Annotated in this window: 27 protein-coding genes; 14 read left to right on the forward strand and 13 right to left on the reverse strand. The window is 70.3% G+C overall.

Annotated elements, in window-relative coordinates:
• Nucleotides 1–77: 77 nt before the first annotated feature.
• The 4 genes from QK288_RS08240 (at nucleotide 78) to QK288_RS08255 (ending at nucleotide 3,151) form a co-directional block, all read left to right on the forward strand.
• Nucleotides 78–236, forward strand: a complete 159-nt coding sequence (locus QK288_RS08240; protein ID WP_281267318.1) for a methyltransferase — start codon at nucleotides 78–80, stop codon at nucleotides 234–236.
• Nucleotides 237–365: 129 nt separating this feature from the next.
• On the forward strand, nucleotides 366–923 hold the full coding sequence (locus QK288_RS08245; RefSeq protein WP_281267319.1) for a single-stranded DNA-binding protein: 558 nt from the start codon (nucleotides 366–368) through the stop codon (nucleotides 921–923).
• 52 nt (nucleotides 924–975) lie between these two features.
• Entirely contained in the window at nucleotides 976–2,661 is a 1,686-nt protein-coding gene (gene ettA, locus QK288_RS08250; RefSeq protein WP_281267320.1) for an energy-dependent translational throttle protein EttA, read from the forward strand.
• A gap of 7 nt (nucleotides 2,662–2,668) precedes the next feature.
• Nucleotides 2,669–3,151 carry a thioesterase family protein gene (locus QK288_RS08255; RefSeq protein ID WP_281267321.1) on the forward strand — a complete coding sequence of 161 codons (483 nt, stop codon included), beginning with the start codon at nucleotides 2,669–2,671 and terminating at the stop codon, nucleotides 3,149–3,151.
• Between the two features lie 31 nt (nucleotides 3,152–3,182).
• On the opposite strand, the gene QK288_RS08260 is transcribed toward QK288_RS08255, so the two are convergent.
• Nucleotides 3,183–4,046, reverse strand: coding sequence for an acyl-CoA thioesterase II (locus QK288_RS08260; RefSeq protein ID WP_281267322.1), 864 nt, complete (start codon nucleotides 4,044–4,046; stop codon nucleotides 3,183–3,185).
• Here QK288_RS08260 and QK288_RS08265 point away from each other — a divergent pair.
• Nucleotides 4,039–4,794, forward strand: a complete 756-nt coding sequence (locus QK288_RS08265; protein ID WP_348639041.1) for a hypothetical protein — start codon at nucleotides 4,039–4,041, stop codon at nucleotides 4,792–4,794. The two genes, QK288_RS08260 and QK288_RS08265, sit on opposite strands and share 8 nt — an antisense overlap.
• A 49-nt stretch (nucleotides 4,795–4,843) precedes the next feature.
• Nucleotides 4,844–5,686, forward strand: coding sequence for an NAD-dependent epimerase/dehydratase family protein (locus QK288_RS08270; protein WP_281267323.1), 843 nt, complete (start codon nucleotides 4,844–4,846; stop codon nucleotides 5,684–5,686).
• A gap of 64 nt (nucleotides 5,687–5,750) precedes the next feature.
• On the opposite strand, the gene QK288_RS08275 is transcribed toward QK288_RS08270, so the two are convergent.
• The 4 genes from QK288_RS08275 to pepN form a co-directional block, all read right to left on the reverse strand.
• Complete coding sequence (locus tag QK288_RS08275) at nucleotides 5,751–7,283, reverse strand: glycosyl hydrolase family 18 protein (RefSeq protein ID WP_281267324.1); 1,533 nt, start codon at nucleotides 7,281–7,283, stop codon at nucleotides 5,751–5,753.
• 124 nt (nucleotides 7,284–7,407) lie between these two features.
• Nucleotides 7,408–7,878 (reverse strand): globin, encoded by a 471-nt coding sequence (locus tag QK288_RS08280; protein WP_281267325.1) that lies wholly within the window; start codon nucleotides 7,876–7,878, stop codon nucleotides 7,408–7,410.
• A complete protein-coding gene (locus tag QK288_RS08285; protein ID WP_281267326.1) occupies nucleotides 7,875–8,939 on the reverse strand; it encodes a mechanosensitive ion channel domain-containing protein in 1,065 nt (354 codons plus the stop codon). Before QK288_RS08285 ends, QK288_RS08280 begins: the two co-directional genes overlap by 4 nt.
• 71 nt (nucleotides 8,940–9,010) lie before the next feature.
• A complete protein-coding gene (gene pepN / locus QK288_RS08290) occupies nucleotides 9,011–11,590 on the reverse strand; it encodes an aminopeptidase N (RefSeq protein WP_281267327.1) in 2,580 nt (859 codons plus the stop codon).
• 122 nt (nucleotides 11,591–11,712) lie between these two features.
• Here pepN and QK288_RS08295 point away from each other — a divergent pair, with 122 nt between their 5' ends.
• Nucleotides 11,713–12,357, forward strand: a complete 645-nt coding sequence (locus QK288_RS08295) for a DsbA family protein (protein ID WP_281267328.1) — start codon at nucleotides 11,713–11,715, stop codon at nucleotides 12,355–12,357.
• Nucleotides 12,358–12,368: 11 nt separating this feature from the next.
• On the opposite strand, the gene QK288_RS08300 is transcribed toward QK288_RS08295, so the two are convergent.
• Nucleotides 12,369–12,905, reverse strand: a complete 537-nt coding sequence (locus QK288_RS08300) for a GNAT family N-acetyltransferase (protein WP_281267329.1) — start codon at nucleotides 12,903–12,905, stop codon at nucleotides 12,369–12,371.
• On the opposite strand from QK288_RS08300, the gene QK288_RS08305 reads away from it, so the two are divergent.
• From QK288_RS08305 to QK288_RS08315, 3 genes are read left to right on the forward strand one after another with little or no spacing between them, the layout of a single operon-like run.
• The gene (locus tag QK288_RS08305) at nucleotides 12,904–13,524 is read left to right on the forward strand and encodes an XRE family transcriptional regulator (protein ID WP_281267330.1); all 621 of its coding nucleotides are present in this window, start codon (nucleotides 12,904–12,906) and stop codon (nucleotides 13,522–13,524) included. The genes QK288_RS08300 and QK288_RS08305 overlap by 2 nt on opposite strands.
• A 9-nt stretch (nucleotides 13,525–13,533) precedes the next feature.
• Nucleotides 13,534–14,031 carry a ribose-5-phosphate isomerase gene (locus tag QK288_RS08310; RefSeq protein WP_281267331.1) on the forward strand — a complete coding sequence of 166 codons (498 nt, stop codon included), beginning with the start codon at nucleotides 13,534–13,536 and terminating at the stop codon, nucleotides 14,029–14,031.
• Between the two features lie 9 nt (nucleotides 14,032–14,040).
• Nucleotides 14,041–14,970, forward strand: coding sequence for a DNA-formamidopyrimidine glycosylase family protein (locus QK288_RS08315; RefSeq protein ID WP_281267332.1), 930 nt, complete (start codon nucleotides 14,041–14,043; stop codon nucleotides 14,968–14,970).
• Nucleotides 14,971–14,977: 7 nt separating this feature from the next.
• On the opposite strand, the gene QK288_RS08320 is transcribed toward QK288_RS08315, so the two are convergent.
• A complete protein-coding gene (locus tag QK288_RS08320; RefSeq protein WP_281267333.1) occupies nucleotides 14,978–16,447 on the reverse strand; it encodes an amidohydrolase family protein in 1,470 nt (489 codons plus the stop codon).
• On the reverse strand, nucleotides 16,444–17,070 hold the full coding sequence (locus tag QK288_RS08325) for an FMN-binding negative transcriptional regulator (RefSeq protein ID WP_281267334.1): 627 nt from the start codon (nucleotides 17,068–17,070) through the stop codon (nucleotides 16,444–16,446). Before QK288_RS08325 ends, QK288_RS08320 begins: the two co-directional genes overlap by 4 nt.
• A gap of 33 nt (nucleotides 17,071–17,103) precedes the next feature.
• Here QK288_RS08325 and QK288_RS08330 point away from each other — a divergent pair, with 33 nt between their 5' ends.
• Nucleotides 17,104–18,510, forward strand: a complete 1,407-nt coding sequence (locus QK288_RS08330) for a serine hydrolase (RefSeq protein ID WP_281267335.1) — start codon at nucleotides 17,104–17,106, stop codon at nucleotides 18,508–18,510.
• Between the two features lie 108 nt (nucleotides 18,511–18,618).
• Here QK288_RS08330 and QK288_RS08335 read toward each other — a convergent pair whose 3' ends face one another.
• Together QK288_RS08335 and QK288_RS08340 are read right to left on the reverse strand one after the other, a co-directional pair.
• Nucleotides 18,619–19,485, reverse strand: coding sequence for a helix-turn-helix transcriptional regulator (locus tag QK288_RS08335; protein ID WP_281267336.1), 867 nt, complete (start codon nucleotides 19,483–19,485; stop codon nucleotides 18,619–18,621).
• A gap of 3 nt (nucleotides 19,486–19,488) precedes the next feature.
• Nucleotides 19,489–20,082, reverse strand: coding sequence for a hypothetical protein (locus QK288_RS08340; protein ID WP_281267337.1), 594 nt, complete (start codon nucleotides 20,080–20,082; stop codon nucleotides 19,489–19,491).
• 106 nt (nucleotides 20,083–20,188) lie between these two features.
• On the opposite strand from QK288_RS08340, the gene QK288_RS08345 reads away from it, so the two are divergent.
• From QK288_RS08345 to QK288_RS08355, 3 genes are read left to right on the forward strand one after another with little or no spacing between them, the layout of a single operon-like run.
• Nucleotides 20,189–21,607: a sensor histidine kinase gene (locus QK288_RS08345; protein WP_281267338.1), complete on the forward strand. Its 1,419-nt coding sequence runs from the start codon at nucleotides 20,189–20,191 to the stop codon at nucleotides 21,605–21,607.
• Between the two features lie 28 nt (nucleotides 21,608–21,635).
• Complete coding sequence (locus QK288_RS08350) at nucleotides 21,636–22,298, forward strand: response regulator transcription factor (RefSeq protein WP_281267339.1); 663 nt, start codon at nucleotides 21,636–21,638, stop codon at nucleotides 22,296–22,298.
• A gap of 16 nt (nucleotides 22,299–22,314) precedes the next feature.
• Entirely contained in the window at nucleotides 22,315–23,163 is an 849-nt protein-coding gene (locus tag QK288_RS08355) for an EamA family transporter (RefSeq protein ID WP_281267340.1), read from the forward strand.
• Here QK288_RS08355 and QK288_RS08360 read toward each other — a convergent pair.
• The 3 genes from QK288_RS08360 to QK288_RS08370 all read right to left on the reverse strand — a co-directional run bounded on the left by QK288_RS08360 (nucleotide 23,136) and on the right by QK288_RS08370 (nucleotide 24,838).
• Nucleotides 23,136–23,288: a hypothetical protein gene (locus QK288_RS08360; protein WP_281267341.1), complete on the reverse strand. Its 153-nt coding sequence runs from the start codon at nucleotides 23,286–23,288 to the stop codon at nucleotides 23,136–23,138. The two genes, QK288_RS08355 and QK288_RS08360, sit on opposite strands and share 28 nt — an antisense overlap.
• 126 nt (nucleotides 23,289–23,414) lie before the next feature.
• On the reverse strand, nucleotides 23,415–23,723 hold the full coding sequence (locus tag QK288_RS08365) for a hypothetical protein (protein WP_281267342.1): 309 nt from the start codon (nucleotides 23,721–23,723) through the stop codon (nucleotides 23,415–23,417).
• A gap of 83 nt (nucleotides 23,724–23,806) precedes the next feature.
• Nucleotides 23,807–24,838 carry a LacI family DNA-binding transcriptional regulator gene (locus QK288_RS08370; RefSeq protein ID WP_281267343.1) on the reverse strand — a complete coding sequence of 344 codons (1,032 nt, stop codon included), beginning with the start codon at nucleotides 24,836–24,838 and terminating at the stop codon, nucleotides 23,807–23,809.
• Nucleotides 24,839–24,921: the final 83 nt, after the last annotated feature.

Genomic DNA, 24,921 nt, shown 5'->3' on the forward strand with positions numbered 1-24,921 from the left:
CGTCGGGGCCACGAGGAGGTGGTCGAACGATGACACAGAACGACGGAACATGGGTCGCAGTCGGTCCGGCAGGAGCGGTGGGCAGCATCCACCGTGCGCCGGACGGGTTCCGGGTCGAGCTCTACGGACACCGGGAAGGCGGTGGCGGGGTCTACCCGTCGCTCCAGTCGGCGAAGGGTGCGGTCCACGCCGCGCTCGGTCCGCTCGCGACGCGACCGGAGTTCCACGCGCACTGATCCGACGTGGCTGCACCCGGCCAGGAGGCTCGGGGGACTCGTCCTCCACAGTCGCCTGATCGGGTCCACACCACACACATCGAGCCCCGGCCCGCCACGGCGGTCCGGGGCTCGATGACGATCGGTGGCATGAACGACACCATCACCGTCTGCGGCATCGTCGCGACCGAGCCCCGCCACCTCGTCACCGAGACCGGCATCGCCATCACGAGCATGCGACTGGCATCACCGTCCCGTCGCTGGGACCGCCAGAACTCCACCTGGACCAACGGCCCCACCAACTGGTTCACCGTGACGGCCTTCCGGTCGCTCGCGGCGAACGTGCACAAGTCCGTCAAGAAGGGCGACCGCATCCTCGTCACCGGACGGGTGCGGATCAGGACCTGGGAGCGGGACGGCCGCGGCGGCACGTCCGTGGAGATCGACGCGGAAGCGCTGGGGCAGGACCTCGCCTGGGGCATCGGCAACTGGATCAAGGTCCCACGCCACGCATCGGAAGCGACCGCGGTGCCCGGCCCTGGACCGAGCGTCAACCCGGACACGGGGGAGGTCCACGGTGCAGAGGACAGCTCGGGCGACGAAGCCGACGAGACGACTCCGGTCCCGGCAGAAGGGGTGGACGAGGAGCTCCCGGAACCGAGCGCCGCCGCCCGGGCCGCCGACGAAGTCCACCGCGAAGCGGCCTGACGTGCTCGAACCGTCACGCGGAGCCGGACGGGTCACTACACTTGACCGCGATATGGCTGAGTACATCTACCAGATGGTCCGTGCCCGCAAGGCAGTCGGCGACAAGCTGATCCTCGACGACGTCACGATGTCGTTCCTCCCCGGTGCGAAGATCGGCGTCGTGGGCCCGAATGGCGCCGGCAAGTCGACGATCCTGAAGATCATGGCCGGCCTCGACCAGCCCTCCAACGGCGAAGCGAAGCTCACGCCGGGCTTCAGCGTCGGCATCCTCATGCAGGAGCCCGAGCTCGACGAGTCGAAGACCGTGCTCGAGAACGTGCAGGAAGGCGTCGGCGAGATCCACGGCAAGATCTCCCGCTTCAACGAGATCTCCGCGCTGATGGCCGAGCCGGACGCCGACTTCGACGCGCTCCTGGCCGAGATGGGCACCCTGCAGGAAGAGATCGACGCGGCCGACGCGTGGGACCTCGACTCGCAGCTCGAGCAGGCGATGGCCGCGCTCCAGTGCCCCCCGGGGGACGAGCTCGTCACGCATCTGTCCGGCGGTGAGAAGCGCCGCGTCGCGCTCTGCAAGCTCCTGCTGCAGAAGCCGGACCTGCTCCTCCTCGACGAGCCCACCAACCACCTCGACGCCGAGAGCGTGCTCTGGCTCGAGCAGCACCTGCAGCAGTACCACGGCGCCGTGCTCGCCGTGACCCACGACCGGTACTTCCTCGACCACGTCGCCCAGTGGATCGCCGAGGTCGACCGCGGTCGTCTCTACCCGTACGAGGGCAACTACTCGACGTACCTCGAGAAGAAGCGCGCTCGCCTCGAGGTCCAGGGCAAGAAGGACGCCAAGCTCGCGAAGCGCCTGTCGTCCGAGCTCGACTGGGTGCGCAGCAACACCAAGGGTCGTCAGGCGAAGTCCAAGGCCCGTCTCGCTCGCTACGAGGAGATGGTGACGGAAGCCGAGCGCACCAGGAAGCTCGACTTCGAGGAGATCGTGATCCCCGTGGGGCCGCGTCTCGGCTCGCAGGTCATCGACGCCGAGAAGCTGCACAAGCAGTTCGGTGAGCGCGTCATCATCGACGACCTCTCCTTCACGCTCCCGCGCAACGGCATCGTCGGCGTCATCGGCCCGAACGGCGTCGGCAAGACGACCCTGTTCAAGACGATCGTCGGGCTCGAGCCCCTCGACGGCGGCACGCTGAAGATCGGTGAGACGGTCGACATCTCGTACGTCGACCAGAGCCGTGGTGGCATCGACCCGAACAAGAACCTGTGGGAGGTCGTGTCCGACGGACTCGACTACATCCAGGTCGGCAAGACCGAGATCCCGTCCCGCGCATACGTCTCGCAGTTCGGGTTCAAGGGCCCGGACCAGCAGAAGCGTGCAGGCATCCTCTCGGGTGGTGAGCGCAACCGTCTGAACCTCGCGCTGACGCTCAAGCAGGGCGGCAACCTCCTGCTCCTCGACGAACCGACCAACGACCTCGACGTCGAGACCCTCGGTTCGCTGGAGAACGCACTGCTCGAGTACCCCGGTTGCGCCGTGGTCATCACCCACGACCGGTGGTTCCTCGACCGCATCGCGACGCACATCCTCGCGTGGGAAGGCCTGAACGAGGACGGCACGCCGAACTGGTACTGGTTCGAGGGCAACTTCGAGGCGTACGAGGAGAACAAGATCGAGCGCCTCGGTGCCGACGCGGCCAAGCCCGGTCGCGCGACGTACCGCAAGCTCACGCGGGACTGACCCGCACGTGGCCAGGCTGCACACGCCGGTCCGCATCCGCTGGAGCGACATCGACGCCTACGGGCACGTGAACAACTCCGCGATGCTCCGGCTGCTCGAAGAAGCCCGTGTGCTCGCGTTCTGGGCGCCGGATCCCGACGAGGTCGACGAGTCGGGATCCGCGCCGGAGCCGATCATCGACGGTCGGCCGGGATCGGGCACGATGACGGTCATCGCGGCCCAGCGGCTCGAGTACCTCGCATCGACGCCGTACTTCCGACGACCGCTCGACATCCAGCTCTGGATCGGGCACGTCGGCGGTGCGAGCCTCGACATCTCGTACGAGGTCTGGTCGCCGGTCGGCCACGAGCCCGCCGAGCTCTACACGCGGGCAACGACGACGCTGGTGATGGTCGACGCGGCCACGAACCGTCCGCGTCGCCTCACGGCCGTCGAGCGTGCGGCGTGCGAGCCGTACGTCGAACCGCCGGTCGTGTTCTCGAGGCCGTAGCCGACCCGGCCCAGCCCCCCCCCGCCGCGTGTCAGCGGTGCGGGATCCGCATCATGCCCTCCTGCGCCACGCTCGCCAGCAGACGCCCGTCGCGGGAGAACATCCGGCCGAACGCGAGACCCCGGCCACCCTGCGCGCTCGGCGACTCCTGCGTGTACAGGATCCACTCGTCCGCGCGACCGTCCCGGTGCCACCACATCGCGTGGTCGAGGCTCGCGCTCTTGACCCCCGGGGTGCCCCAGGCGACCCCGTGCCGCCGCATGATCGGCTCCAGGATCGACAGGTCGCTCGCGTAGGCCAGCACGGCGCGGTGGAGAGCAGGATCGTCGGGCAGGTCGCCCTGCACGCGGAACCACACGGCCTGGTGCGGCACGTGCTCACCCTGCACGTCGACGAACACCGGGCCCTCGACGTGCCGGAGGTCGATCGACCGCTCGGCCCACGCCCGCGCGACGGGGTGGTCGATCGCCGAGAGGATCGACGCCGCCGAGGGGAGCGACTCCGGCTCCGGCATGCCGACGGGGAAGGGGTCCTGGTGCTCGACGCCGTCGTCCTCCGTCTGGAACGACGCGATCATCGAGAAGATCGGGGTGCCGTTCTGGTAGGCCTGTGCCCGACGTGTGGCGAAGGACCGGCCGTCGTGGATGCGTTCGACGCCGAAGGTGATCGGCACGTCGATGTCGCCCGGTCGCAGGAAGTACCCGTGGATCGAGTGGATGTCGCGGCCGTCGATGGTGGCCTGCGCCGCCACGATGCACTGCGCGAGGACCTGGCCGCCGAAGACCCGGCCGCCGGGGGACCAGTGGTTCGCCCCGGTGAGGATCGTCTCGCGCGTACTCGCGCCGGTGTCCTCGACTCGCAGGGTCCGCAGGAAGTCCGGTTCGTCGTTGACCACCCCCGCAGTCTACGAAGAGGAGCGCCCCGGTAGGATCGGACACGACATGAGCACCTCGTTCACGCTGCCCGACGCCGCCTCCCTGGGGGACCTCCGCACGTACCTCGGACGTGCCGCCCGCGTCGAGGACGGCTCCGTCCGCCTCATCGCCGACTCCGGGGTGCTCGCCGTCTACACGGCGATCCTGTACCCGCTGGGGTTGCTCGACGAACTCCCGACGGTGCTCGGGCTCCGCACGTTCTCGCTGACCCAGCCGGCGTCGATCGACGTCGTCGTTCCGCTGGCCTCGTTCCAGGAACGCCTGCGGGTGCTCGCCGACGCGCAGGACGCCGAACACGCCGAGGGTGCGGACCCCACCCGCGCCACCCCGATCGAGGTCGAGCTGCCGCACGAGGTCCACACCGTCACCTGGGCTGCGATCTCCCCGCCGCGCGGTGGGTGGATCCCCCTGCCCGACGTCTCCGCCGAGCTCCTCCGCCGCGCAGCGAAGGCCGGCATCGACGAGGTCGCCGACGCGGTGCCGACGAACGCCGGCGAAGCCGTGGTGCGCAAGATCCGATCCGAGGTCTGGGGTCGACCGATCCCGGGCGTCGAGCACGTCCCGGCCGGAGCGGGGTTCGCGGGGGAGAGCCTCGGGTTCCTCGGGCACGACCCGGTGCGGCTGTTCGAGACCGGCCCCTGGAGCCGCCTCACGACCTCGCGTGGACACGTCCTGGTGAAGCGACGCGCCTGGACCCTGGCGTCCTAGCCCCCGCAGCGCGGAGCGCTCGGCCAGCCCCCGGTGCCAGGCTGGCCGCATGCATGTGTTCCTGACCGGCGCGTCCGGCTACATCGGTTCATCCGTCCTCCGTGCACTCGTCGCCCACGGGCACGACGTCACCGCGATCGTCCGTTCCGACGAGAAGGCCCAGGTCGTCCGCGACGCGGGCGGTCGCGCGTTCGTCGAGGACGTCACCGACACCGAGGTCGTCGAGCGCCTCGCCCACGAGGCCGACGCCGTCGTGCACACCGCGTCCGCGAAGGACGTCGACGCGGCGTTCGTCCGGACGGTCCTCGATGCGCTCACCGGGACCCCGAAGCCGTTCGTCCACACCGGCGGCATCTTCACGTTCGGCAACTCGACCGACATCTCCGAGCAGTCCCCGATCGACCCTCCGGCGATGACTTCGTGGCGCGGTGCGAACGAGGCAGTGGTCCGTGCCAGTGACGTGCGCACCACGATCGTGGCACCCGGCATCGTCTACGGGCGCGGAGCCGGCATCCCGGCGATGTTCGTCGGGGACGGCGAGCACGAGGTCCGGCTCGTCGGCGACGGGTCGCAGCGCTGGGCGACGGTCCACGTCGACGACCTCGGCGAGCTCTACGTCCTGGCGCTCGAGCGGGCGGAGCAGGACGGGTACGTGCTGGTCGCGACGGGCGACAACCCGACCGTGCGGGAGATCGCCGAAGCCGGGGCACACGGGTCGCCGATCGTCGCGGAGAGCGTGGACGCGTCCCGCGAGCGCCTCGGTACCGCGTACGCGGACGCCCTGCTCATGCACCAGGAGTGCTCGGGCGCGCACGCGCGCAGCGCGTACGGCTGGAACCCGACCCGCCCGTCACTGCTGGAGGACCTGGCGGACGGCTCGTACGTCCGCTGACGCGACCGACCGGCGGACTGGAGGCTCGTGGCGACGCCGCCACGAGCCTCCAGTCCGGTGGTGGTCAGGACAAGGCGTCCAGGACCGGCCGCACCGCGTTCGCGAACGCGTAGCCGTTCGAGGCGTCCCAGTTGATCGACCAGGTCATCGCACCGCGGAGCCCGGAGTACTTCGCAGCCGGGACGAACGAGCCGCAACCGGTCCCCTTCGCGAGGCAGGTCATCGCGTTGTTCACGACACTCGGTGCGACGAAGCCGCTCCCGGCGCCGCTCGGCGAGGCGGGGAACCCGAGCCCGACCTGGTCCGCGCGCAGACCGCCCTGGAGGGACGTGCAGGCGAGCGCCGTCGCGAAGTCCACGGTGCCCTGCGCGTAGACGCCGCCGTCGCACCCGTTCATCGACCCGGAGTTGTAGTACTGCGTCTGCACGATGGTCAGGATGTCCTTGATGTTCAGCGCGAGGGCGAAGTAGTCCGATGACGTGCTGAGCATGTCGATCGTCTGCGGCGCCATCGTGATGATCATGCCGGGGTGCTTCGCCGCGACGGTGTGCAGCGCCTGCGCCATGTACGTGGGGTTCACGCCGTTCTCGAGGTCGATGTCGACCCCGTCGAACCCGAACGAGTTCATCAGGGAGTCGACGCTCGCGGCGAAGTTCGCTGCAGACGTGCTGTCCGCGACGGAGATCGTGCCGTTCTGGCCGCCGACCGAGACGATGACCTTCTGCCCGCGAGCATGGAGCGTCTGCACGTCCGACCGGAACTGCGCATCCGTGTACCCGCCGAGCTTCGTGGACAGGCCCGAGTCGACGGCGTACGTCACCGCGCCGGGTCTCGACGCGTCGGCGTTGGCGAACGCGACGGCGACGAGGTCGTACGACTTCGGCACGTCCGCGAGTCGCAGCGCCTTCGCGCCGTTGTCGAAGTCCTGCCAGTAGCCGGTGAGCGTGTGCTTCGGCAGCTGCGCGGCCGGACCGGTGCCCGGGGTCGGTGTCGGTGTCGGTGTCGGCGTCGAGGTCGGGGTCGGGGTCGGGGTCGGGGTCGGGGTGGGTGTCGGGGTCGGGGTCGGGGTGGGTGTCGGCGTCGACGTCGGTGCCGACGTCGGGGTGGCGCCCGCGCCGCCGGGGCCGCTCAACACGATGTCATCGGCGAGGTAGGTGCCCTGTCCGTACCAGCCGTGCACGTACACCGTCGCGGTCTTCTGCGACGCTCCGGTGGTGAACGTGGTGGTCAACTGCTGGTAGCCCGCTGCGGAGGTCCACGTGCTCGCGCCGGATCCGCTCTCGCCGAGGTACACGTAGCTCCCGGAGACCCATCCGGACAGGGTGTACGCCGTACTCGGCTGCACGGCGATCGTCTGCGAGCACTGTGCGGTGTTCGACGACGTCGGCGCGCCGGACAGGGCCTTCGTGCCGGAGTGGACCGGCGTGCTGACCACGGAGGCGCTGGAGCAGACCCACCCGCTGGTGGTCCCGGTCTCGAAACCAGGGTTCGACACGAGGTTGCCGCCAGCCGCGTCGGCGATGTTCGGCAGCATGACCGCCGCGGCGATCAGGGCGGCCCCTGCGCCGACGGCTGCGAGTTTCGGAACGACCTGCATGGTTCTCCTCATGAGGCGTCGCGGCCCTCGGGAGTGGGCGCCGTGCCCGAGCCACACCATTCCGCAAGGTCATTGCGGAATGGTGTGGAGAGGTTATGACCAGTTCGGCCGGAGCGTCAAGGGGTCAGTCGAAGGTGTTCGTCATCGCGTGGGCAGCACGGTCGAGGTACGCCCACAACTCCGCTTCGTCGAGGGGCGCGAGCCCGAGCGACTCGACTGCTTCCCGCATGTGGTGCAGCCAACGCTCGCGGGCCTCTGACGTGATGCGGAAGGGCATGTGCCGCATCCGCAGTCGTGGGTGCCCGCGCTGCTCGCTGTAGGTGCCTGGTCCGCCCCAGTACTGCTGCAGGAAGAGCGAGAGCCGGGAGATCGCGCCCTCGAGATCGTCCTGCGGGTACATCGGCCAGATCACGTCGTCCTGCTGCACGCCGTCGTAAAAGCGCCGCACGAGGCGGTCGAACGTCGGTGCGCCGCCGATCCGGTCGAACAGTGACCCGGTCGCGGACGTCCCGCCGAGGCCGACCCGCAACGTGATCGGCTGCGCAGGCACACCGCCGGACGCACCGGAGGCGCCTGGTGTGGGGAGGTCGGTCATCGGTCGTTGTTCCTTCCGGAGTCGGGGCCGTCGGTCTCGATCGGCTGCCCGTACTGGTTGGTCTTGCGGCCGCGCCGGGGCTTCGTCGGGGCGGGCGTCGGCTGGGTCCGGACGGTGCGGAGCCCGTTGATCGAGGTCGCGTTCTCCCAGCCCTCCGGCATGATCATCGCCATCGCCGGCAGCGTCACGCCGAGCTCGTCGATGGCGTGCTTCAGCCGGATGCGGAGTTCACGCCCGACGACGTCGAGCTCGGACGCGCGGGTCTTCACCACGAGCCGGAACACCATGCCCGTGTCGGTGATCGACTGCAGGCCCCAGATCTCCGGCTTCTCGATGATGCGCTGCCGCCAGCGGGGCTCCTGCGACATCCGCACGGCGGCGGCGAGCAGCGCGTCCTGGACGGCGTCGATGTCCGTGTCGTAGGGCACGGTGATGTCGACGAGCACACGCGACCAGCCCTGCGACAGGTTGCCGACGCGGAGGATCTGCCCGTTCGGAACGAACCAGAGGATGCCGTTGACGTCGCGGATCTGCATGACCCGCAAGCCCACGTTCTCGACGACACCGGTGGCCTGCCCGGTGTCGACGACGTCACCGACGCCTGCCTGGTCCTCGAGGATCATGAACACGCCGGACAGCAGGTCCTTGACGATCGACTGGGCGCCGACCGCCAGGCCCGCTGCGACGAGGGACGCCCCACCCACGATCCCGACGGCGGCGTTCGGGAGCACCTGCGGGATGATCACTGCGAGCGCGATGATCACGACGGCGACGGTGGCCAGGTTCTTGAGCACGCTGCCGAGCGTCCTGGTGCGCTGGACGACGCGTGCGGTCTGGATCGGCGAGGCGATGAGCGCCTGGGTGTCGGTGGTGCCCTGGCGCTTCTTCGCCCCGTTGACGACGCGGTCCACCACACCGTTGATCGAGCGCCTGAGGATGAGCCGGACGATGATCGCCGCGAGGACCGTGATCACGATCACGATCGGGACGTGCCAGGTCTCCACGAACTGGGTGAAGGCGTTGGAGATGAGCTTCGAGGTGTCGTCTGCAGCCAGGTTCATATCCGCTCGATGCTAGAGGGGCGGGGTGTGGCGTCCCTGGAGGAACGCCACACCCCGCCTGGCAACCGGACTCAGGCGTCGGCGGCCTGGACCCGCAGTGCACGCTCGGTGCCCGCGAGGTTCTCGGTCACGATGCGACGCAGCGCCGGGGTCTCCGGGTGTGCCTCGAGCCACGCGGTCGCGGCGTCACGGAGCTCCACCGAGGCGAGCGGCGCCGGGTACAGCCCGGTGACGATCGTGTCGGCGATGTGGTAGCTCCGCTCGGCCCAGATGCGCGTGAGCACGTCGAAGTACTTCGGCACGAGGCCTTCGAGCACGACCGGGGAGTTGGCGTGCTGGAACCCGATGGTGGTCTGGCGCACGATGGCGTTCGGCAGCGCGTCGGAGTCGACGAGCGACGAGAACGCCGCCAGCTTGCCCTCGGCGGTGGGGATCGTCGCACGGGCCCGTGCGGCTGCCTGCTCGCCAGACGCGGTCTTGTCGGCGGCGAGCTCGGCGTCGACCTCGGCATCCGCGGCGGCACCCGCGAGCACGAGGCCCTCGAGCAGCTCCCAGCGGAGGTCGGTGTCGATCTCGAGCCCGTTCAGCGTGACCGAGCCGTCGCGCAGCCCCGTCAGCGTCGCGACGTGCTCCGGCGTCGAGGCGATCTGCGCGAAGAACTTCGCGAACTGGAACTGGGCGTCCGATCCGGCCTCTGCCGAGGACGCCAGGTTCCACAGCGTGTCGCCGACGGTGCGGACCGTGGCGTCGACCTTGGCCGGCGCGACGTAGTTCCGCGCCGTCAGGAGCAGCTGCGACAGCGTCGTGCGGATCGTCGTCGACTCGGTCTCCGTCGCGATGTTGCCCAGCACGAGTCGGACGTAGTCGCTGGCGGGCGACTCGGCATCGCGCGTGGCGTCCCACATCGCGCCCCAGACGATGGAGCGGGCGAGGGGGTTCGCGATCGCGGCGAGGTGCTCGATCGAGGTGCGTCGGGACTGCTCGTCGAGACGGATCTTGGCGTACGCCAGGTCGTCGTCGTTGAGCAGCACGAGGTCGCCGCGGTGCTGGCCGACGAGCTCGGGGACGTCCGTACGGGCACCGTCCACGTCGATCTCGACGCGGTGCGTGCGCTCGAGCTTGCCGCCGGAGGACGCGGTGTCCGCGCCGAAGGGTGCTGCGCCGTCGGTACCGAACGCGTAGACGCCGATCGCCAGGCGGTGCGGGCGGAGGGTCGGGTAGTCGGCCGGGGCTTCCTGCAGCACCGCGAAGGACGTGATCACACCGTCGGCGTCGACCTCGATCTCCGGGCGCAGCGTGTTGACGCCTGCGGTCTCGAGCCAGAGCTTCGACCACTCGCCGAGTTCGCGGCCGCTCGTGGCCTCGAGCTCGACGAGCAGGTCCTTCAGCTCCGTGTTGGAGTGGTGGTGCTTCTTGAAGTACGCGGAGACACCGGCGAAGAACGCGTCGATGCCGACCCACGCGACGAGCTGCTTGAGGACCGAGCCGCCCTTCGCGTACGTGATGCCGTCGAAGTTGACCTGGACGTCTTCGAGGTCGTTGATGGTCGCGACGATCGGGTGCGTCGAGGGGAGCTGGTCCTGGCGGTAGGCCCAGGACTTCTCCATCGCCTGGAACGTCGTCCATGCCTCGGTCCACTCGGTGGCCTCTGCGGTGGCGATCGTGGAGGCCCACTCGGCGAACGACTCGTTCAGCCAGAGGTCGTTCCACCACTTCATGGTCACGAGGTCGCCGAACCACATGTGTGCGAGCTCGTGCAGGATCGTGACGACCCGGCGCTCCTTGATGGCGTCGGTGACCTTCGAGCGGAAGACGTACGTCTCGGTGAAGGTGACGGCGCCGGCGTTCTCCATCGCGCCCGCGTTGAACTCGGGGACGAAGAGCTGGTCGTACTTCTCGAAGGGGTACGGGACGTCGAACTTCTCTTCGTAGTACGTGAAGCCCTTGCGGGTCGTCTCGAAGACGTAGTCGGCGTCGAGGTACTCGGCGAGGGACTTGCGGGCGAAGACGCCGAGCGGGATGGTGCGTCCGTCGCTCGAGGTCAGCTCGCTGCGGACGACCTCGTACGGGCCGGCGATGAGCGCCGTGATGTAGCTCGAGATCCGGGTGGTCGCCGGGAACGCCCACGTGGCGATGTCGCCGTCGACGCGCGGTTCCGGGGTGGGGGAGTTCGAGACGACCTGCCAGCGGGACGGCGCCGTCACGGTGAAGGTGAACTCGGCCTTCAGGTCGGGCTGCTCGAACACCGCGAACATCCGGCGGGAGTCGGGCACCTCGAACTGGGAGTACAGGTAGACCTCGTTGTCGACGGGGTCGACGAACCGGTGCAGGCCTTCGCCGGTGTTGGTGTACAGCGCGTCGGCGACGACGACGAGCTCGTTCTGCTCCTGCAGGTCGGCGAGCTGGATGCGCACGCCGTCGTTCACGGCCGCGACGTCGAGCGCGGTGCCGTTCAAGGTGATCGAGTGCACGGTCTTGGTGATCGCGTCGATGAAGGTCGACGCACCGGGCGTCGCGGTGAAGCGCACGCGGGTGGTGCTGCCGAAGCTCTCGGCGCCGCGCGTCAGGTCCAGCTCGACGTCGTACGACTGGACGTCGACGATCGCCGCACGTTCCTGGGCTTCGATTCGGGTGAGGTTCTCTCCGGGCACGGACGCTCCAACTTCGCTGCGGCGCGGACGATCGATGTCCGCGCATCGGTGGCCCCGCCCGGCGTCGTGCACCGGCGGAACATGTCGGAGCCAGCCTAGCGAGCACGCGTACGCTCGCACCCGTGACCGACACGACTGTGGACAACACCCCGACGACGCCGACCGCTGTGGACTTCTGGTTCGACCCGAACTGTCCGTGGGCGTGGATGACCAGCCGCTGGGTGGGTGAGGTCGAGGGGCAGCGTCCGCTCGACGTGTCGTGGCACGTGATGAGCCTGTACGTCCTCAACGAGCACCAGGACGTGCCCGAGGACTACAAGGAGCGGCTCGCACGGGGGCAGGTGTACCCGCGACTGGTGACCGCCGCGCGGCTCCGGCTCGGCGACGACGTCGTGAAGCCGCTCTACGACGCGCTCGGCGAGCACATCCACCACCGTCAGGAGGACGACCCCGCAGTGGTCGTCCCCGCGGTCCTCGAGGAGCTCGGCCTCGACGCCGACCTCGCCGAGTACGCCTGGAGCGACGAGGTCGACGCCGCGACGCGCGAGAGCCACCGCGACGGCATCGAGCGCGTCGGGCAGGACGTCGGCACGCCGGTCATCGCCGTCGAGGGCACCGCGTTCTTCGGCCCCGTCATCTCCCCGGCGCCGAAGGGGCAGCAGGCGCTCGACCTCTGGGACGGGGTCGTCGCGGCCGCCCGGTACCCGGGCTTCTTCGAGCTGAAGCGTTCCCGCACCGTCGGTCCGATCTTCGACACGACCGACTGAGCGCCCGGTCGTCAGGACAGCGGGAGTCGCATCAGCGTCAGGTCGAGCCAGCGGTCGAACTTGCGTCCGACCTCCGGCAGCACCGCCACGACCTCGAACCCGAGGCGTTCGTGCAGGGCGATCGACCCCGTGTTGGCGCTGCAGATGCCGGCCATCATCACGTGCAGGTCCCGCTGCCGCGCATGGGCGACGAGTGCGCGCATGAGCACGGACGCGATGCCACGGCCCCGGAACGCCGGCAGCACGTAGACGCTGTGCTCGACCGTGTGCCGGTAGCCGTCGTGCGGGCGGAACGGTCCGTACGTCACGTAACCGGCGACCTCCCCGCCGACCTCGGCCACGAACACCGGCAACCCGGCGGCGCGGCGGTCGGACAGCCACGTGTCGAACCACGACCGCGGGTTCGGTGCGTCCTGCCAGATCGCCGTGGTGTGCAGCACGGCATCGACGTGCAGGGCGTGGACGACGTCCAGGTCGCGGGGCTCGCAGTCGCGGACGAGCACGTCCGACGCCGAGGACCCACCGTTCGTCGCATATGCTGTCGCCATGTCTCAGATGGTAGACGACGATCGAGTGCTCGGTGAACGTCTCCGCGCACTCCGCGACGAGCGCCGCTGGAGCCTGACGGAGCTGGCCGAGGAGTCCGGCGTCTCCCGCGCGATGATCAACCGTGTCGAGCGCGGGGTGTCGAGTCCGACCGCGACGATCCTCGGCCGGCTGTCCGGGGCGTTCGGCCTGACGATCTCACAGTTGCTCGACGAGCGTGGAGCCGACGGCGGACAACCGGGCGAGGTGCCGGAGTCCGGCAGCCCCGAGGACGCGACCGGCGTCCAGCGCGGCGCGACCGCCGACCACTGGACCGACCCCGAGACCGGGTACCGCCGCCGTCCCGTGTCGAGCGCGGACTTCCCCGTCGACGTCACCGAGGTGCGCCTCCCGGCCGGTGCGTCCGTGACCTACCCGGCGTCGGCGTACGCGTTCCTGCGGCACTGCATCTGGGTCGTCGACGGCGAGCTCGGGCTCGTCGTCGGCGGTGAGCCGACGACCCTCGCGGCGGGGGACCGGATCGAGCTGGGCGACCCGGCCGAGGTGACCTACCGGAACGACACCGAGGACGAGTGCCGGTACCTCGTGGTGGTGGCGAGGGGCGCTCGCAGCCGGGAATAGGATCGGATCATGCGCATCCACCTCGGAACGGACCACGCCGGCCTCGAGTTCTCGAAGACCCTCGCCGACCACCTCGCCGAGGCGGGTCACGAGGTCGTGGACCACGGCCCGACCGAGTACGACGCGCTCGACGACTACCCCTCGTTCTGCATCAACGCCGCGCACGCCGTCGTGCAGGACCAGATGGCCGGCGTGCAGGCGCTCGGCGTCGTGTTCGGCGGTTCGGGCAACGGCGAGCAGATCGCCGCGAACAAGGTCGCCGGCGTCCGGGCGGCGCTGGTCTGGAACGAGTCCACCGCGCTCCTCGCCCGCCAGCACAACGACGCGAACGTCATCTCGATCGGTGCCCGTCAGCACACCGAGGCCGAGGTCATCGACTTCGTCGACCTGTTCATCGCGGAGCCGTTCTCGGGCGAAGAGCGCCACGCCCGCCGCATCGCGCAGCTCGCCGAGTACGAGCAGACGGGGCACATCGCCGGTAAGCAGATCGACGGCGCGGCCGAGTAGACAGGGACCATGCCCGAGGGTCACTCCGTCCACCGCATCGCCAACCAGTTCACCCGGCACTTCGTCGGCAAGCGTTGCGAGGTGTCGAGTCCGCAAGGGCGGTTCGCCGCCGGTGCCGCGAAGATCGACGGCAAGCGCATGATCGCTGCCCGGGCCGTCGGCAAGCAGATGTTCCTCGAGTTCGAGGACGACCTGTTCCTCCGGGTCCACCTCGGCCTGTACGGGGCGTGGGACTTCGCGGGCATGGTCTCCTCCGCCGAGCAGCTGTCCGAGGACGGCGACGGCGAGGAGTCGCTGACGTCGATCGGCGCGCCGCGACTCGCCCGCTACCGGATGGCCGAGCAGGAGAAGGTCGAGGACCCGATCGAGTCCTTCCCGCCGGATCCCGTCGGGCAGGTCCGCGTGCGGCTCCTCACCGAGGACACCGTCGCCGACCTCCGCGGACCCACCGCCTGCGTCGTGGAGACCCCTGCCGAGGTCCAGAAGGCGCTCGACAAGCTCGGCCCCGACCCGATCAACGACGACGGCCCCGAGGCGGAGAAGACCTTCGTCGAGAACGTCCGGAAGCGGAACGTCGCGATCGGGCAGCTCCTCATGGACCAGGCCGTGGTGAGCGGCATCGGCAACATCTACCGTGCCGAGCTGCTGTTCCGGCAGCGGATCGACCCGTACAAGCCCGGCAAGCAGATCACCGTCAAGCAGGCGAAGGCGCTCTGGGCGGACTGGTCGACGCTGTTGCACGACGGCGTCCGTGACGGCCTGATGATGACGATGGACGGCCTGTCCGACGCGGAGCTCAAGAAGGCCCGCCGCTCCCGGAAGGACCGGCACTGGGTGTACCACCGCCAGGGCGAGCCGTGCCGGGTGTGCGGCACCGAGATCCGGATGGCCGACATGGCCGGCCGGAAGCTCTACTGGTGCCCGAAGGACCAGAAGTAGCGCTCGGTCACAGGTCGCGGTGGGTCCACCGTCCAGCGACGGCAGTGGCGAGGACGGGCATCTCCCGCAGCTGGGCCGAGGGCGCCGCGAGCGGGTCGACCGCGACGAGGACGAGGTCGGCGACGTCCCCGACCGACACCCCGACACGACCGTCGGTCGAGCCGGTCCAGGCGGCCAGGGCCGACATGCGCTCCGACGGGTGCCACGGCTCCCGGCCGTCCCGGTCCCGCCCCACGGCGGCGGCGAGCGACACCCACGGGTCGAGGGGCGCCACCGGGGCGTCCGACCCGAGCAGCACCCGGGCACCGGCCCTGGCGAGTGACGCGAACGCGAACGCCCGATCGGTCGAGGCCGCCCAGTAGCGGTCGGCGATGTCGCGGTCGTCCATGGCGTGCTCCGGCTGCACGGACGCGGCGACCCCGAGCCGGGCGAATCGGTCGACGTCCGTGTCCGCGAGCAGCTGGGCGTGCTCGATCGTCCCGCGGGCGCCGACCGCCTCGAACACGTCGAGCGCGAGGGTGTTCGCCCGGTCGCCGATCGCGTGGATCGCGGGCACGAGTCCGGCGGACACGGCTCGGCGGGTGATCGCCACGAGCTCGTCGAACTCCCACGCGAGCACCCCTTCGCCGGTCGCCATCGCCGCGGTCCTGGTGCCGAGCGACCCGTCCGTCACGACCTTGAACGGCCCCATCGTGAGCAGGCCCCTGGTGCCAGGAGCGACGTCGCCGGTGCGCAGCCCCCGGGCGATCACGTCGTCGAGTTCGACGGGGTAGACGCCGGACGACACCCGCAGCGCGTCGGTACCGCCGCGGATCCGGCGGACCCAGCGGTCGAACCCGAAGCGCATCTCGAGGTCGACGATGCTCGTCAGCCCTCGTGCTGCGCCGGCCTCCACCGCGTCGGCGACGTACCCGTCGAGCACGGCGTCCGGTACCTGCGACAACGCACCCGTCACGTCGAACGCGTCCTGTTCGCGGAGGACCCCGTCCTCGCCGGCCGCGAGCGGCCGACCGAGGGCCTCGGCGAAGTGGGTGAGGGCGAGCGCGTTGCACCAGACCGCGTGCAGGTCACCGCTGATGACAACCGCCGGGAGGCCCGGTGCGGCCTGGTCGAGCAGCGCGCGTCGGGCAGGGCGGGGCCACATCCCGTCGCGGTAGCCGTGGCCGATGAGGACCGGGTCCGAGACACCGGTGCGCGCGACCTCGGCCAGCAGGTCTGCCGTGGCCTCGGCGCTGTCGCACGCCGAGACGTCGACGCGCCGACGGACGAGCGCCCACTGGTCGAAGTGCGTGTGGTGGTCGTGGAGGCCTGGTCCGAGCCAGGCGCCGCCGGCCTCGACGACGTCGGTGTCCGGCCCGGACGGGTCGACGGTGCCGGCGGGTGCGATCGCGACGACGACGCCGTCGCGGACCAGCACGTCAGCCGGCGCCCCCGCCGTGCCGATGCGGCGGATCGTGCGGAGCAGGACCTCGGTCACGCGTGGACACCGCCCCGGACGCGCTCCATCTCGTCGGCGAGTGCCGGCGAGGCGTAGGGACCGTCGCCGCGGAGCCCGGCGATGACGTCGTCGACGACCTCTGGCGCCTTGTTCTGGGACAGCTTCGCGCGGGCGTCGAACCGGGTGACCCGGATGCGGATGCCCACGGTGCCCTTCGCGATGCGCCTGGCGGTCTCCTCGTCGACGTCAAGCGACACCGGCTCCGGCATCTCGCGCTCGAAGTGGTCGACGAGTTCGCCGAGGACGCGGAAGTTCTCCTCGTCGGACAGGATCTCCGGCGTGCCCCAGAGGTGCGCCGTGACGTGGTTCCAGGTCGGCACGAACTGCTCGGCGGGGTACCAGGCGGGGGAGACGTAGCCGTGCGGTCCCTGCACGACGACGAGGACCTCGTGCTCGCCGAGTTCGTGCGCCTGCTCGTCGGGGCGGCCCACGTGCGACACGAGGACGATCTCGTCGTCCGACGCCTCCTCGAGCAGGAACGGGTAGTGCGACGCGACGAGCCCCGCGGCGGTGTGGGACACGATCGTCGCCCACGGGTTCCCGCGGACGAGCCGCTTGACCTCGTCGACGTCGGTCATCAGGAAGTGGGGCGTGTGTCGCATGCTCCGAGCCTGGCACATGGGAGGCTCGGGATCATGACGAACCGTGCCGCGTACGAGACCGTCCTGCCCTACGTCCGCGAGTGGGTGGCCTACAAGGTCTGGCAGCTCCGGGTTCCCGGCGTGCAGGTGGCGATCGGGTACCAGGGCGAGGAGCTGTTCTCCGCCGCGTGGGGCTACGCGGACGTCGAAGCCGGTCGAGCACTGACGACGGAGAGCATCTTCCGGATCGCCTCGCACTCGAAGACGTTCACGGCGACGGCGCTCCTGCTCCTCGCCGAGCGCGGGTCGCTCCGCCTCGACGACACCGTCGGGACCTACGTCCCGGCGCTGGTCGACGGTGGTTCACCGATCGCCGACGCGACCATCCGCGAACTCATGGAGATGGGCGCTGGCGTCATCCGGGACGGCCACGACGGCGACTACTGGTCGCTGCAGCGCCCGTTCCCGGACGAGTCGGAGTTGCTGTCGCTCGTGCTGGACCGCGGGCAGAAGGTCCCTGCGGGGTCGTCGTTCAACTACTCGAACCTCGGCTACTCGCTGCTCGGGCTCGTCATCGCGGCGGTGACGGGCACGTCCTACAACGAGTTCGTGCGGCGGGCGATCGTCGAGCCCCTGGGTCTCCGGAACACCGGCCCGGACTTCGACCCGGCCAGGGAGGACGACTTCGTCGTCGGCTACTCCGGCTTCCACGTCGCGCGGACCCGGCAGCGCATCGCCCACGTCGACACCAGGGCGATGGCCGCGGCGACCGGCTTCCACGGCACAGCGAGCGATCTCGTCCGGTACTTCTCCGCACACGTGCTCGGGCAGGGTGACTTGCTCAGCGACCACTCGAAGCGGCTCGCGCAGCGGAAGTCGTGGAGCGCCTCGGACGACGACCCGAGCGCTCGCGGCTACGGCGCCGGGTTCATCGTCGACCGCATCGGCGGACGCGAGATCCGCGGGCACTCGGGCGGCTTTCCTGGGCACATCACGCAGTCGCTCTTCGACCCGGCGTCGTCGCTCGTCGTGTCCGTGATGACCAGTGCTGCCGCCGGCCCCGCGACCCTCCTCGCGACCGGGATCGTGCACCTGCTCGACGCCGCTGCCGACGCCGGCGCGCCCGGGGCCGCGGTCACGGACGACGCCGTCGCGGCGAGCTACACCGGCCGGTTCGCCAACCCGTGGGGTGTCACCGACATCGCGCGCGTGGGCGACCGTCTGCTCGCGATCGACCCCTCCGGTCCCGATCCGCTCGAGTCACCCACCCGCCTCGAGGTGGTCGACGCGGACACCCTCCGCATGACGCACGGCAACCGCTTCGGCTCCGTCGACGAGGACATCGTGTTCACCCGCGATGCCGATGGCACCGTGCTCCGCATCCGCGGGAGCGGCGGCATGACCGAAGAGCCCTGGAGCATCCCCGAGGAGACACCCGAGGTTGCCGCCGGCCTCGTCTGACGTCACAGCTGCCGTTGCTGGGTGCCACCGGCGGCAGCCGGAGCAGGACTTCCGATTTCGTCGTGTCCGATCCGGTCGCCGATCCCCGGGGTTCGTGAACCGGATCGGTCACCGCAGGATTCGGGATTGCTCGTCCGGGGACGGCAGGCGTGTGACGGTCTGCTCGACGCGTGTCAGCGTGCGCCGCATCGCTCGGGTCGAGGGGTAGCCGTACCGGGACGCGACCGCTGCTGGATCGTCCCCGTTGAGGAGCGCCCTGCGGGCCGCGAGCGTCCGGAACCACCGGACGAACGCATCCGGTGACAGCCCGGTCTCGGCCGAGAACCGTCGGCGCAGCGTGCGGTCGGAGATGTTCGTGATCGCTGCGAGATCCGGCACGGTCGGCGGTGGGCCCGGTTCGGCGATGGCGTTGATGCAGCGCGTGAGGCTGTTGTCGCGGAGGACCGGCGGGCGCCATGCTGCAACGAGCGTGACGACCAACATCCGCGCGAGGGCGTCCTGCTGCGGACCCGGCCACCGGTGCGCGGCCTGCTCCGACAGGTGCTGCAACGTCAGCGCGACGTCCACGTCCGCAACCGGGTGCTCGATGGTGGACACGAAGTCGGGGAGCGGGAGCGCCTCCGACGCGAGCGGTCCGAACCTCGCGCTCCCGTGGTGGACTCCCGACTTGTGGAACGGGAGGCCGAAGAAGGCGTCCGTGTCGGACACCCGTGGTGGTGGGTCGTGGGCGGAACTCGTCCCGACCCAGGCCGGTGCTCCCGGGGCGATGAGCGCGGCGTTGCCGCGCTGGAGCAGCTCGGTCTCGTCGCCACGCCCCACCCAGATGGTGCCGGACTGCGTGGCGATCCACAGGTGCCCGGACCGCGCCGTCGGGAAGTGGTGGGTCCAGGCGGAGTCGGGGTCTGCCTCCAGTTCGGCGCAGTACGCGACGTCGAGTCCGACCGCATCCACCAGCGCGCGGAGCGCGTCGGCCATGTGTCAGCGCACGTCTGCCGTGGTCCAGAGGTAGCGCCCTCCGGAGCGGACTGGACGGAGGAGCGGGCCGACGAAGAGCGCGGCGGCGGCGAGAAACGCGACGATCTGGGCGACCGCCGGGATCGCGAAGAGGACGCTGAGCATGGTCTGTGTCACCTGTGGGAGGGCCGCGAACCAGAGTCCGAGTCCACCGAGCAGCCACACCGCGGCGGCGACGGCGATCACCCAGCCGGCGATCCGCGTCGCGCCGGTGCTGCGCTGGAGCACCACGACGCCGAACGCGATGAGCAGGGCTTCCGACGCGATCGACAGGATCGTCGAGACGGGGAACGACAGCGCACCCAGTGGGACCCAGCTCAGCGCGAAGCAGAGCGCCGCCAGTGCGAACCCGAGCGTCGTGCGGTCGCTCCGACGCCACGCGACCCACCCCACGACGACCGCCGCGAGCCCGCCGAGGACGGCGCCGACGCGCAGGGCGACCGTCCCCGGGTCCCACTGCGTCAGGGTCACCAGGCCCGCGAAACCGCTCAGCGCGGGGACGAGGGCGGCGACGACCGCGGCGAGGGCGATCCATCGGTCTCGAACAGCTGCGTCCATGGATGCAACATACTGTGCGCGGTCCGATCGGGGTGGGGTTATCCCCACCCCGGATCCGGGAGGGGGCAGGATGGGGTGGGAAGCCCGTGTTCGCGAGGCTTGAGCCATGACCGACACCGACCGTCTCGACCAGGCAATCACCGTGCCGCTGGACGACGCCATTCCCGCACCGCCAGGAGCCACACCGCCCATGCCCCCGCAGCCCACCGCAGGCTCGTTCTACCGCGAGGCATGGAAGCGGCTCCCGCGCGACTTCGGCTACATGGCGCTGACGGCGGTGCTGCTCTGCACGCTCTACTTCGTCTTCCCCGCTGCGGTCCTCGGCGGCGGGTTCCGCGACCTCTTCAACCCGTTCGTCCTGCTGATGTTCTTCATCGCGCTGTTCGTGGCGCGGTGGCTCGGCCAGTTCGAGCGGCTCCGCATCTCGTGGGCCGACCCGCGGCCGATCCGCCCGGTGGACTGGACGCCGCGCTGGCAGCAGAACTGGTGGACGCGGACGGGATCGGCGGTCGCGAACCCGCACTACTGGCTCTACCTGCTGCACGCGGCGGTCGTCTACCCGCTCACCGCGCTCGTCACGGTGGGCGCCGGTGCGCTGCTCGTCGTCGGGTTCTTCGGGCCGTTCGTCGCCGGGTTCACCGCGCTGCGCTACGGCTGGGACATCAACGTCTTCCTGATGCAGAACAGCTTCGACCAGAGCTGGGCGTGGATCCTCGGGGCGCTGGCCTGCGCCGTGAGCGTCTCGGCCTCGGTCGTGCTGTTCCCGCTCTGGGCACGCGGTTCCGTGCTCGCGCACTACTGGGTCGACTTCGGGCTGCTCGGCGGATTCCGTGCCGAGGTGCTCGAGCGTCGGGTCGCCGGGCTCCAGGCCTCCCGCGCTGGTGCGGTGACCGCAGAGGGACAGGCGCTCCGACAGATCGAGCGTGACCTGCACGACGGCCCGCAGCAGCGCCTCGTGCGGTTGCGGATGGACCTCTCGGCCGCAGAGCGTGCGTTCGACAAGGACCCGGACAAGGCGAAGCAGCTCATCGGCGAGGCGTCGGAGCACGCGAAGGACGCGCTCGACGAGCTCCGCGCGCTCTCCCGCGGGTTCGCGCCGCCGATCCTGCTCGACCGCGGGCTGGTCGCCGCGCTCGAGGCCCTCGTCGCACGCACCCCGATCCCCGTCGGCCTCGACGTCCGCCTGCCGGACGGGCTCGAGCTCGCGACGGAGATCCAGCGGAACGTGTACTTCACGGTGTCCGAGCTCCTGACGAACACCACGAAGCACGCCGGAGCGTCGACGGCCGGCGTGTACCTCGGGCTCGTGGTGGACACCTCCTCGGTCTGGTACCTCACGGTCAGCGTCACGGACGACGGCGTCGGGGGAGCGAGCGTGCAGGAGGGCCACGGCATCGAGGGGCTCATGGGGCGCATGCGAGCCCTCGACGGTGAGCTGACGGTGTCGAGCCCCGAGGGTGGTCCGACCGAGGCCACCGCGCGCATCCCGCTCGGCGCACTGAACGGAGTACCCGTCGCCCGCTAGGGTCCCCGTCTCCCGGTAGGGTTGGGGCATGACCGACGGCCCGGATGCAGCACGCATCCGGGCCGTCGTCGTCGACGACGCGGTCCTGCTCCGCGAGGGGCTGTCCCGCGTCCTCGAAGAAGCGGGCATCGAGGTCGTCGGGCAGTACGCCGACGCCGTCTCGTTCCTCGCGACGCTGCCCGATGGCGCCCCCGACGTCGTGATCATGGACGTCCGGATGCCGCCGACCTTCACCGACGAGGGTGTCCGCGCCGCCGTCGAGACCCGCCGACTCGCACCGGCCACCGGGGTGCTGCTCCTGTCCCAGTACGTCGAGGCCACCTACGCCGAAGACGTCCTGGCGTCGGGCTCGTCGGGCATCGGCTACCTGCTCAAGGACCGTGTCACGCGGCTCGAGGAGATCGACGACGCCGTCCGACGGATCGCCTCCGGCGGCACCGTCCTCGATCCCGAGGTCGTCACACAGCTGATGAGCCGCCGCCGCGACCCGCTCGAGGCGCTCACGCCGCGCGAGCGCGAGGTCTTGGGGCTGATGGCAGAGGGCCGGACCAACGCCGCCATCGCCCGAGCACTCGTCATCGGCACCGGCGCCGTCGAGAAGCACGTGTCGAGCATCTTCGCCAAGCTCGCGCTCGAGGACACCGGCGAGGACCACCGCCGCGTCCTCGCCGTGCTCGCCTACCTGGGATGAAGCGGGGCCCGCTCGGATGACCCGTGTGCCCACGCCCCTGCTGGCGCTCGCCGCGATCGTCTCCGTGCAGCTCGGCGCCGCCATCGCGAAGACCCGCTTCGACGAGGTCGGCTCCGTCGGCGCCGCCACGCTCCGGCTCGTGATCGGTGCGGTCGTGCTCGCACTCGTCGTCCGTCCCCGTGTCCGGCACTGGAACCGGGCGCAGTGGCTCGGCGCGATCGGCCTCGGCCTGGCGCTCGGTGGCATGAACGTCTTCATCTACCTGGCCTTCGCGAGCATCCCCATCGGGGTCGCCGTCACGATCGAGTTCCTCGGCCCACTCGCACTGTCGCTCGTGCACACCCGACGGTGGCGCGACGTGCTCTGGGCGGTCCTGGCGCTCGCCGGCGTCGTCTTGCTCGGTGTCGGGCCGTCCGCGGTCACGCAGCTCGGCGGCATCGCGTTCGCCGTGGCCGCCGCGGTGTGCTGGGCCGGCTACATCGTGATGAACCGGCACGTCGGATCGATCATCCCCGGCGTCGACGGGCTCGCGGTGTCGATGCTCGTCGCGATGCTGGTGTCCCTGCCGTTCGGACTCCGCGCCGCCGTGACGGGCATCGTCGCCGACCCGACGCTGCTCGTCGTCTTCGGCGCGGTCGCGGTGCTGTCGAGCGTGCTGCCCTACGCGTTGGAGATGCTCGCGCTGCGACGCATGCCGACGCGCGTGTTCGGCATCCTGCAGAGCCTCGGCCCCGCGGTCGCCGCGCTCGCCGGACTCCTCGTGCTCCACGAGGCGTTGTCACTCGTCGAAGTCCTGGCGCTTGCGTGCGTCACCGCGGCGAGCGTCGGCGTGACCGTCTACTCCTCGCGGAGGAAGTCGGCGTAGGTCGGTTCGTGCTGCTCACCCGACAGGAGCGCCGGATCGTTCACGCGGCGGTCGACGTAGGCGGCGATGACCTCGGGCGGCGTGAGCACGTGTGCGACCCAGGACGGCACCTCACTGCGCTTCATCGTGCCTCCTTCCGGTCGTGCGTTCCGACCCAGAAATCTCGATGATCGAGATTCTTTGCGTCCCCGCACTCCGTAAACGATCTCGCTCGCGGTGTGCTGTGTCAATCGAGTGCGTCATACGGACTCTCAGCGCTCCTTCCGCCCCTGATCGGCCCTGAGTGTCCGGTGTTTGACGGCTGATCGCCAGACCCACGCCTCGGCCTGTTGCCCGAACTGCGCCCACTCGACGAGCACGGCATCGCGGGTCCAGCTCTTCGCGAACGCCTTGACGCGCACGTGGAAGGTCGGGAACTGGATCCATGCCCACACCGGCACCGGCGTGACGGCGTGGCAGGCGTCCGGACCGCGAGCGTCGTCGGACAGGGAGTAGGCGCGCGGACGTTCGACCTCCGGGTGTTCCGGGGGCTGCCACCGGTTTTCGCGACGCCGTCCCACGACGGTATTCGAACGTGTGTTCGAACGGTCGTCAAGTCGTGCGCGCCGAGCGGCCCGCGCGCGAACGCGCTGTGGGCGTGTCGTCAGGCCGGCGCCGGCCCCGTCGACTCGCGCACGCTGAGGGTCAGGAGCGGCCCCGGCTCGGACGGCAGCACGGTCTCGAGGTCGATCTGTCGACGGAGCAGGGTCGCCGCGCGCTGCCCGAGCTCGACGGTGTCACGCGTCAGGGAGGTGATCGCGGGTCGGACGAGCTGGATCATCGCCGAGTCGTCGAACGACACGATGGACACGGCACCCGGCACCGACCGGCGCATCTCGCTCGCGACGCCGAGGCCGGCGACGGCGAGCACGTCGTTGTCGTACACGATCGCCGTCGGTGGTGCCGCGCGGGAGAGGAGGTCCCTGGTCGCGGCGGCACCGCTCTCGGCCGAGTAGTCGGTGGGGATCGAGAGGGTCTCGGTGAGCCCGTGCGTCGACGAGAACGAGCGGAGTCGGTCGATCCGCATCGCGGTGTGCTCGAACTCCGGACGCCCGGCTACGTGTGCGATCCGCCGGTGCCCGAGTGCGTGCAGGTAGCGGAACACGGTGTCCGCCGCCTCCGAGTCGTCGATCCACACGCTCGGTGCTGCGCCGGTGCTGGACGGGTGCGATCCGACGACGACGGTCGGCATGCCGAGGTCGGCGAGCAGTCGGAGTCGCGGATCGTCGCGCCGCGGGTCGATGAGCACGACACCGTCCACCCGGTGCCCGCTCCACCAGTCGCGGTAGGTCTGGAGCTCTTCCTCGGCATCGCGGGCGACGAGCAGGTTCATCCCGACGTGAGACCCCGCGAGACCGAGTTGGATGCCGGAGATCAGGTCGCCGAAGAAGGACTCCGTGCCGAGTGTGCGAGCGGGCCGGTTCAGCACGAACCCGATCGACCCGGCCCGAGCGCCCCCGAGCGCCCGCGCCGCGGTGTGCGGCTGCCAGTCGAGTTCGCGCGCGACCGCCCGGACCCTGGCGCGGGTCGCGTCGGACACCCCGGGGCGGTCGTTCAGCGCGAACGACACGGCGCTGATCGACACGCCGGCCTTCGCGGCGATGTCCGCGATCGTCGTTCGTCGCTTGCTGGCCATGGACTTGACTATAGCGTTTTAGTTCTTCATAGTCATGCACATCCACCGGTTCGGCGACCAGGACTGAACCGGTTCAGTCGCCA

Source organism: Curtobacterium sp. 9128 (genome assembly GCF_900086645.1).
In the GTDB taxonomy this organism is placed as follows: Bacteria; Actinomycetota; Actinomycetes; order Actinomycetales; family Microbacteriaceae; genus Curtobacterium.

Coding starts and splice junctions, on each gene's coding strand:
- QK288_RS08245 (WP_281267319.1), top strand. CDS start 366: ATGAACGACACCATCACCGTCTGCGGCATCGTCGCGACCGAGCCCCGC.
- ettA (WP_281267320.1), top strand. CDS start 976: ATGGCTGAGTACATCTACCAGATGGTCCGTGCCCGCAAGGCAGTCGGC.
- QK288_RS08270 (WP_281267323.1), top strand. CDS start 4,844: ATGCATGTGTTCCTGACCGGCGCGTCCGGCTACATCGGTTCATCCGTC.
- QK288_RS08275 (WP_281267324.1), bottom strand. CDS start 7,283: ATGCAGGTCGTTCCGAAACTCGCAGCCGTCGGCGCAGGGGCCGCCCTG.
- QK288_RS08280 (WP_281267325.1), bottom strand. CDS start 7,878: ATGACCGACCTCCCCACACCAGGCGCCTCCGGTGCGTCCGGCGGTGTG.
- QK288_RS08285 (WP_281267326.1), bottom strand. CDS start 8,939: ATGAACCTGGCTGCAGACGACACCTCGAAGCTCATCTCCAACGCCTTC.
- QK288_RS08305 (WP_281267330.1), top strand. CDS start 12,904: ATGTCTCAGATGGTAGACGACGATCGAGTGCTCGGTGAACGTCTCCGC.
- QK288_RS08300 (WP_281267329.1), bottom strand. CDS start 12,905: ATGGCGACAGCATATGCGACGAACGGTGGGTCCTCGGCGTCGGACGTG.
- QK288_RS08310 (WP_281267331.1), top strand. CDS start 13,534: ATGCGCATCCACCTCGGAACGGACCACGCCGGCCTCGAGTTCTCGAAG.
- QK288_RS08315 (WP_281267332.1), top strand. CDS start 14,041: ATGCCCGAGGGTCACTCCGTCCACCGCATCGCCAACCAGTTCACCCGG.
- QK288_RS08325 (WP_281267334.1), bottom strand. CDS start 17,070: ATGCGACACACGCCCCACTTCCTGATGACCGACGTCGACGAGGTCAAG.
- QK288_RS08330 (WP_281267335.1), top strand. CDS start 17,104: ATGACGAACCGTGCCGCGTACGAGACCGTCCTGCCCTACGTCCGCGAG.
- QK288_RS08335 (WP_281267336.1), bottom strand. CDS start 19,485: ATGGCCGACGCGCTCCGCGCGCTGGTGGATGCGGTCGGACTCGACGTC.
- QK288_RS08340 (WP_281267337.1), bottom strand. CDS start 20,082: ATGGACGCAGCTGTTCGAGACCGATGGATCGCCCTCGCCGCGGTCGTC.
- QK288_RS08345 (WP_281267338.1), top strand. CDS start 20,189: ATGACCGACACCGACCGTCTCGACCAGGCAATCACCGTGCCGCTGGAC.
- QK288_RS08350 (WP_281267339.1), top strand. CDS start 21,636: ATGACCGACGGCCCGGATGCAGCACGCATCCGGGCCGTCGTCGTCGAC.
- QK288_RS08355 (WP_281267340.1), top strand. CDS start 22,315: ATGACCCGTGTGCCCACGCCCCTGCTGGCGCTCGCCGCGATCGTCTCC.
- QK288_RS08360 (WP_281267341.1), bottom strand. CDS start 23,288: ATGAAGCGCAGTGAGGTGCCGTCCTGGGTCGCACACGTGCTCACGCCG.
- QK288_RS08370 (WP_281267343.1), bottom strand. CDS start 24,838: ATGGCCAGCAAGCGACGAACGACGATCGCGGACATCGCCGCGAAGGCC.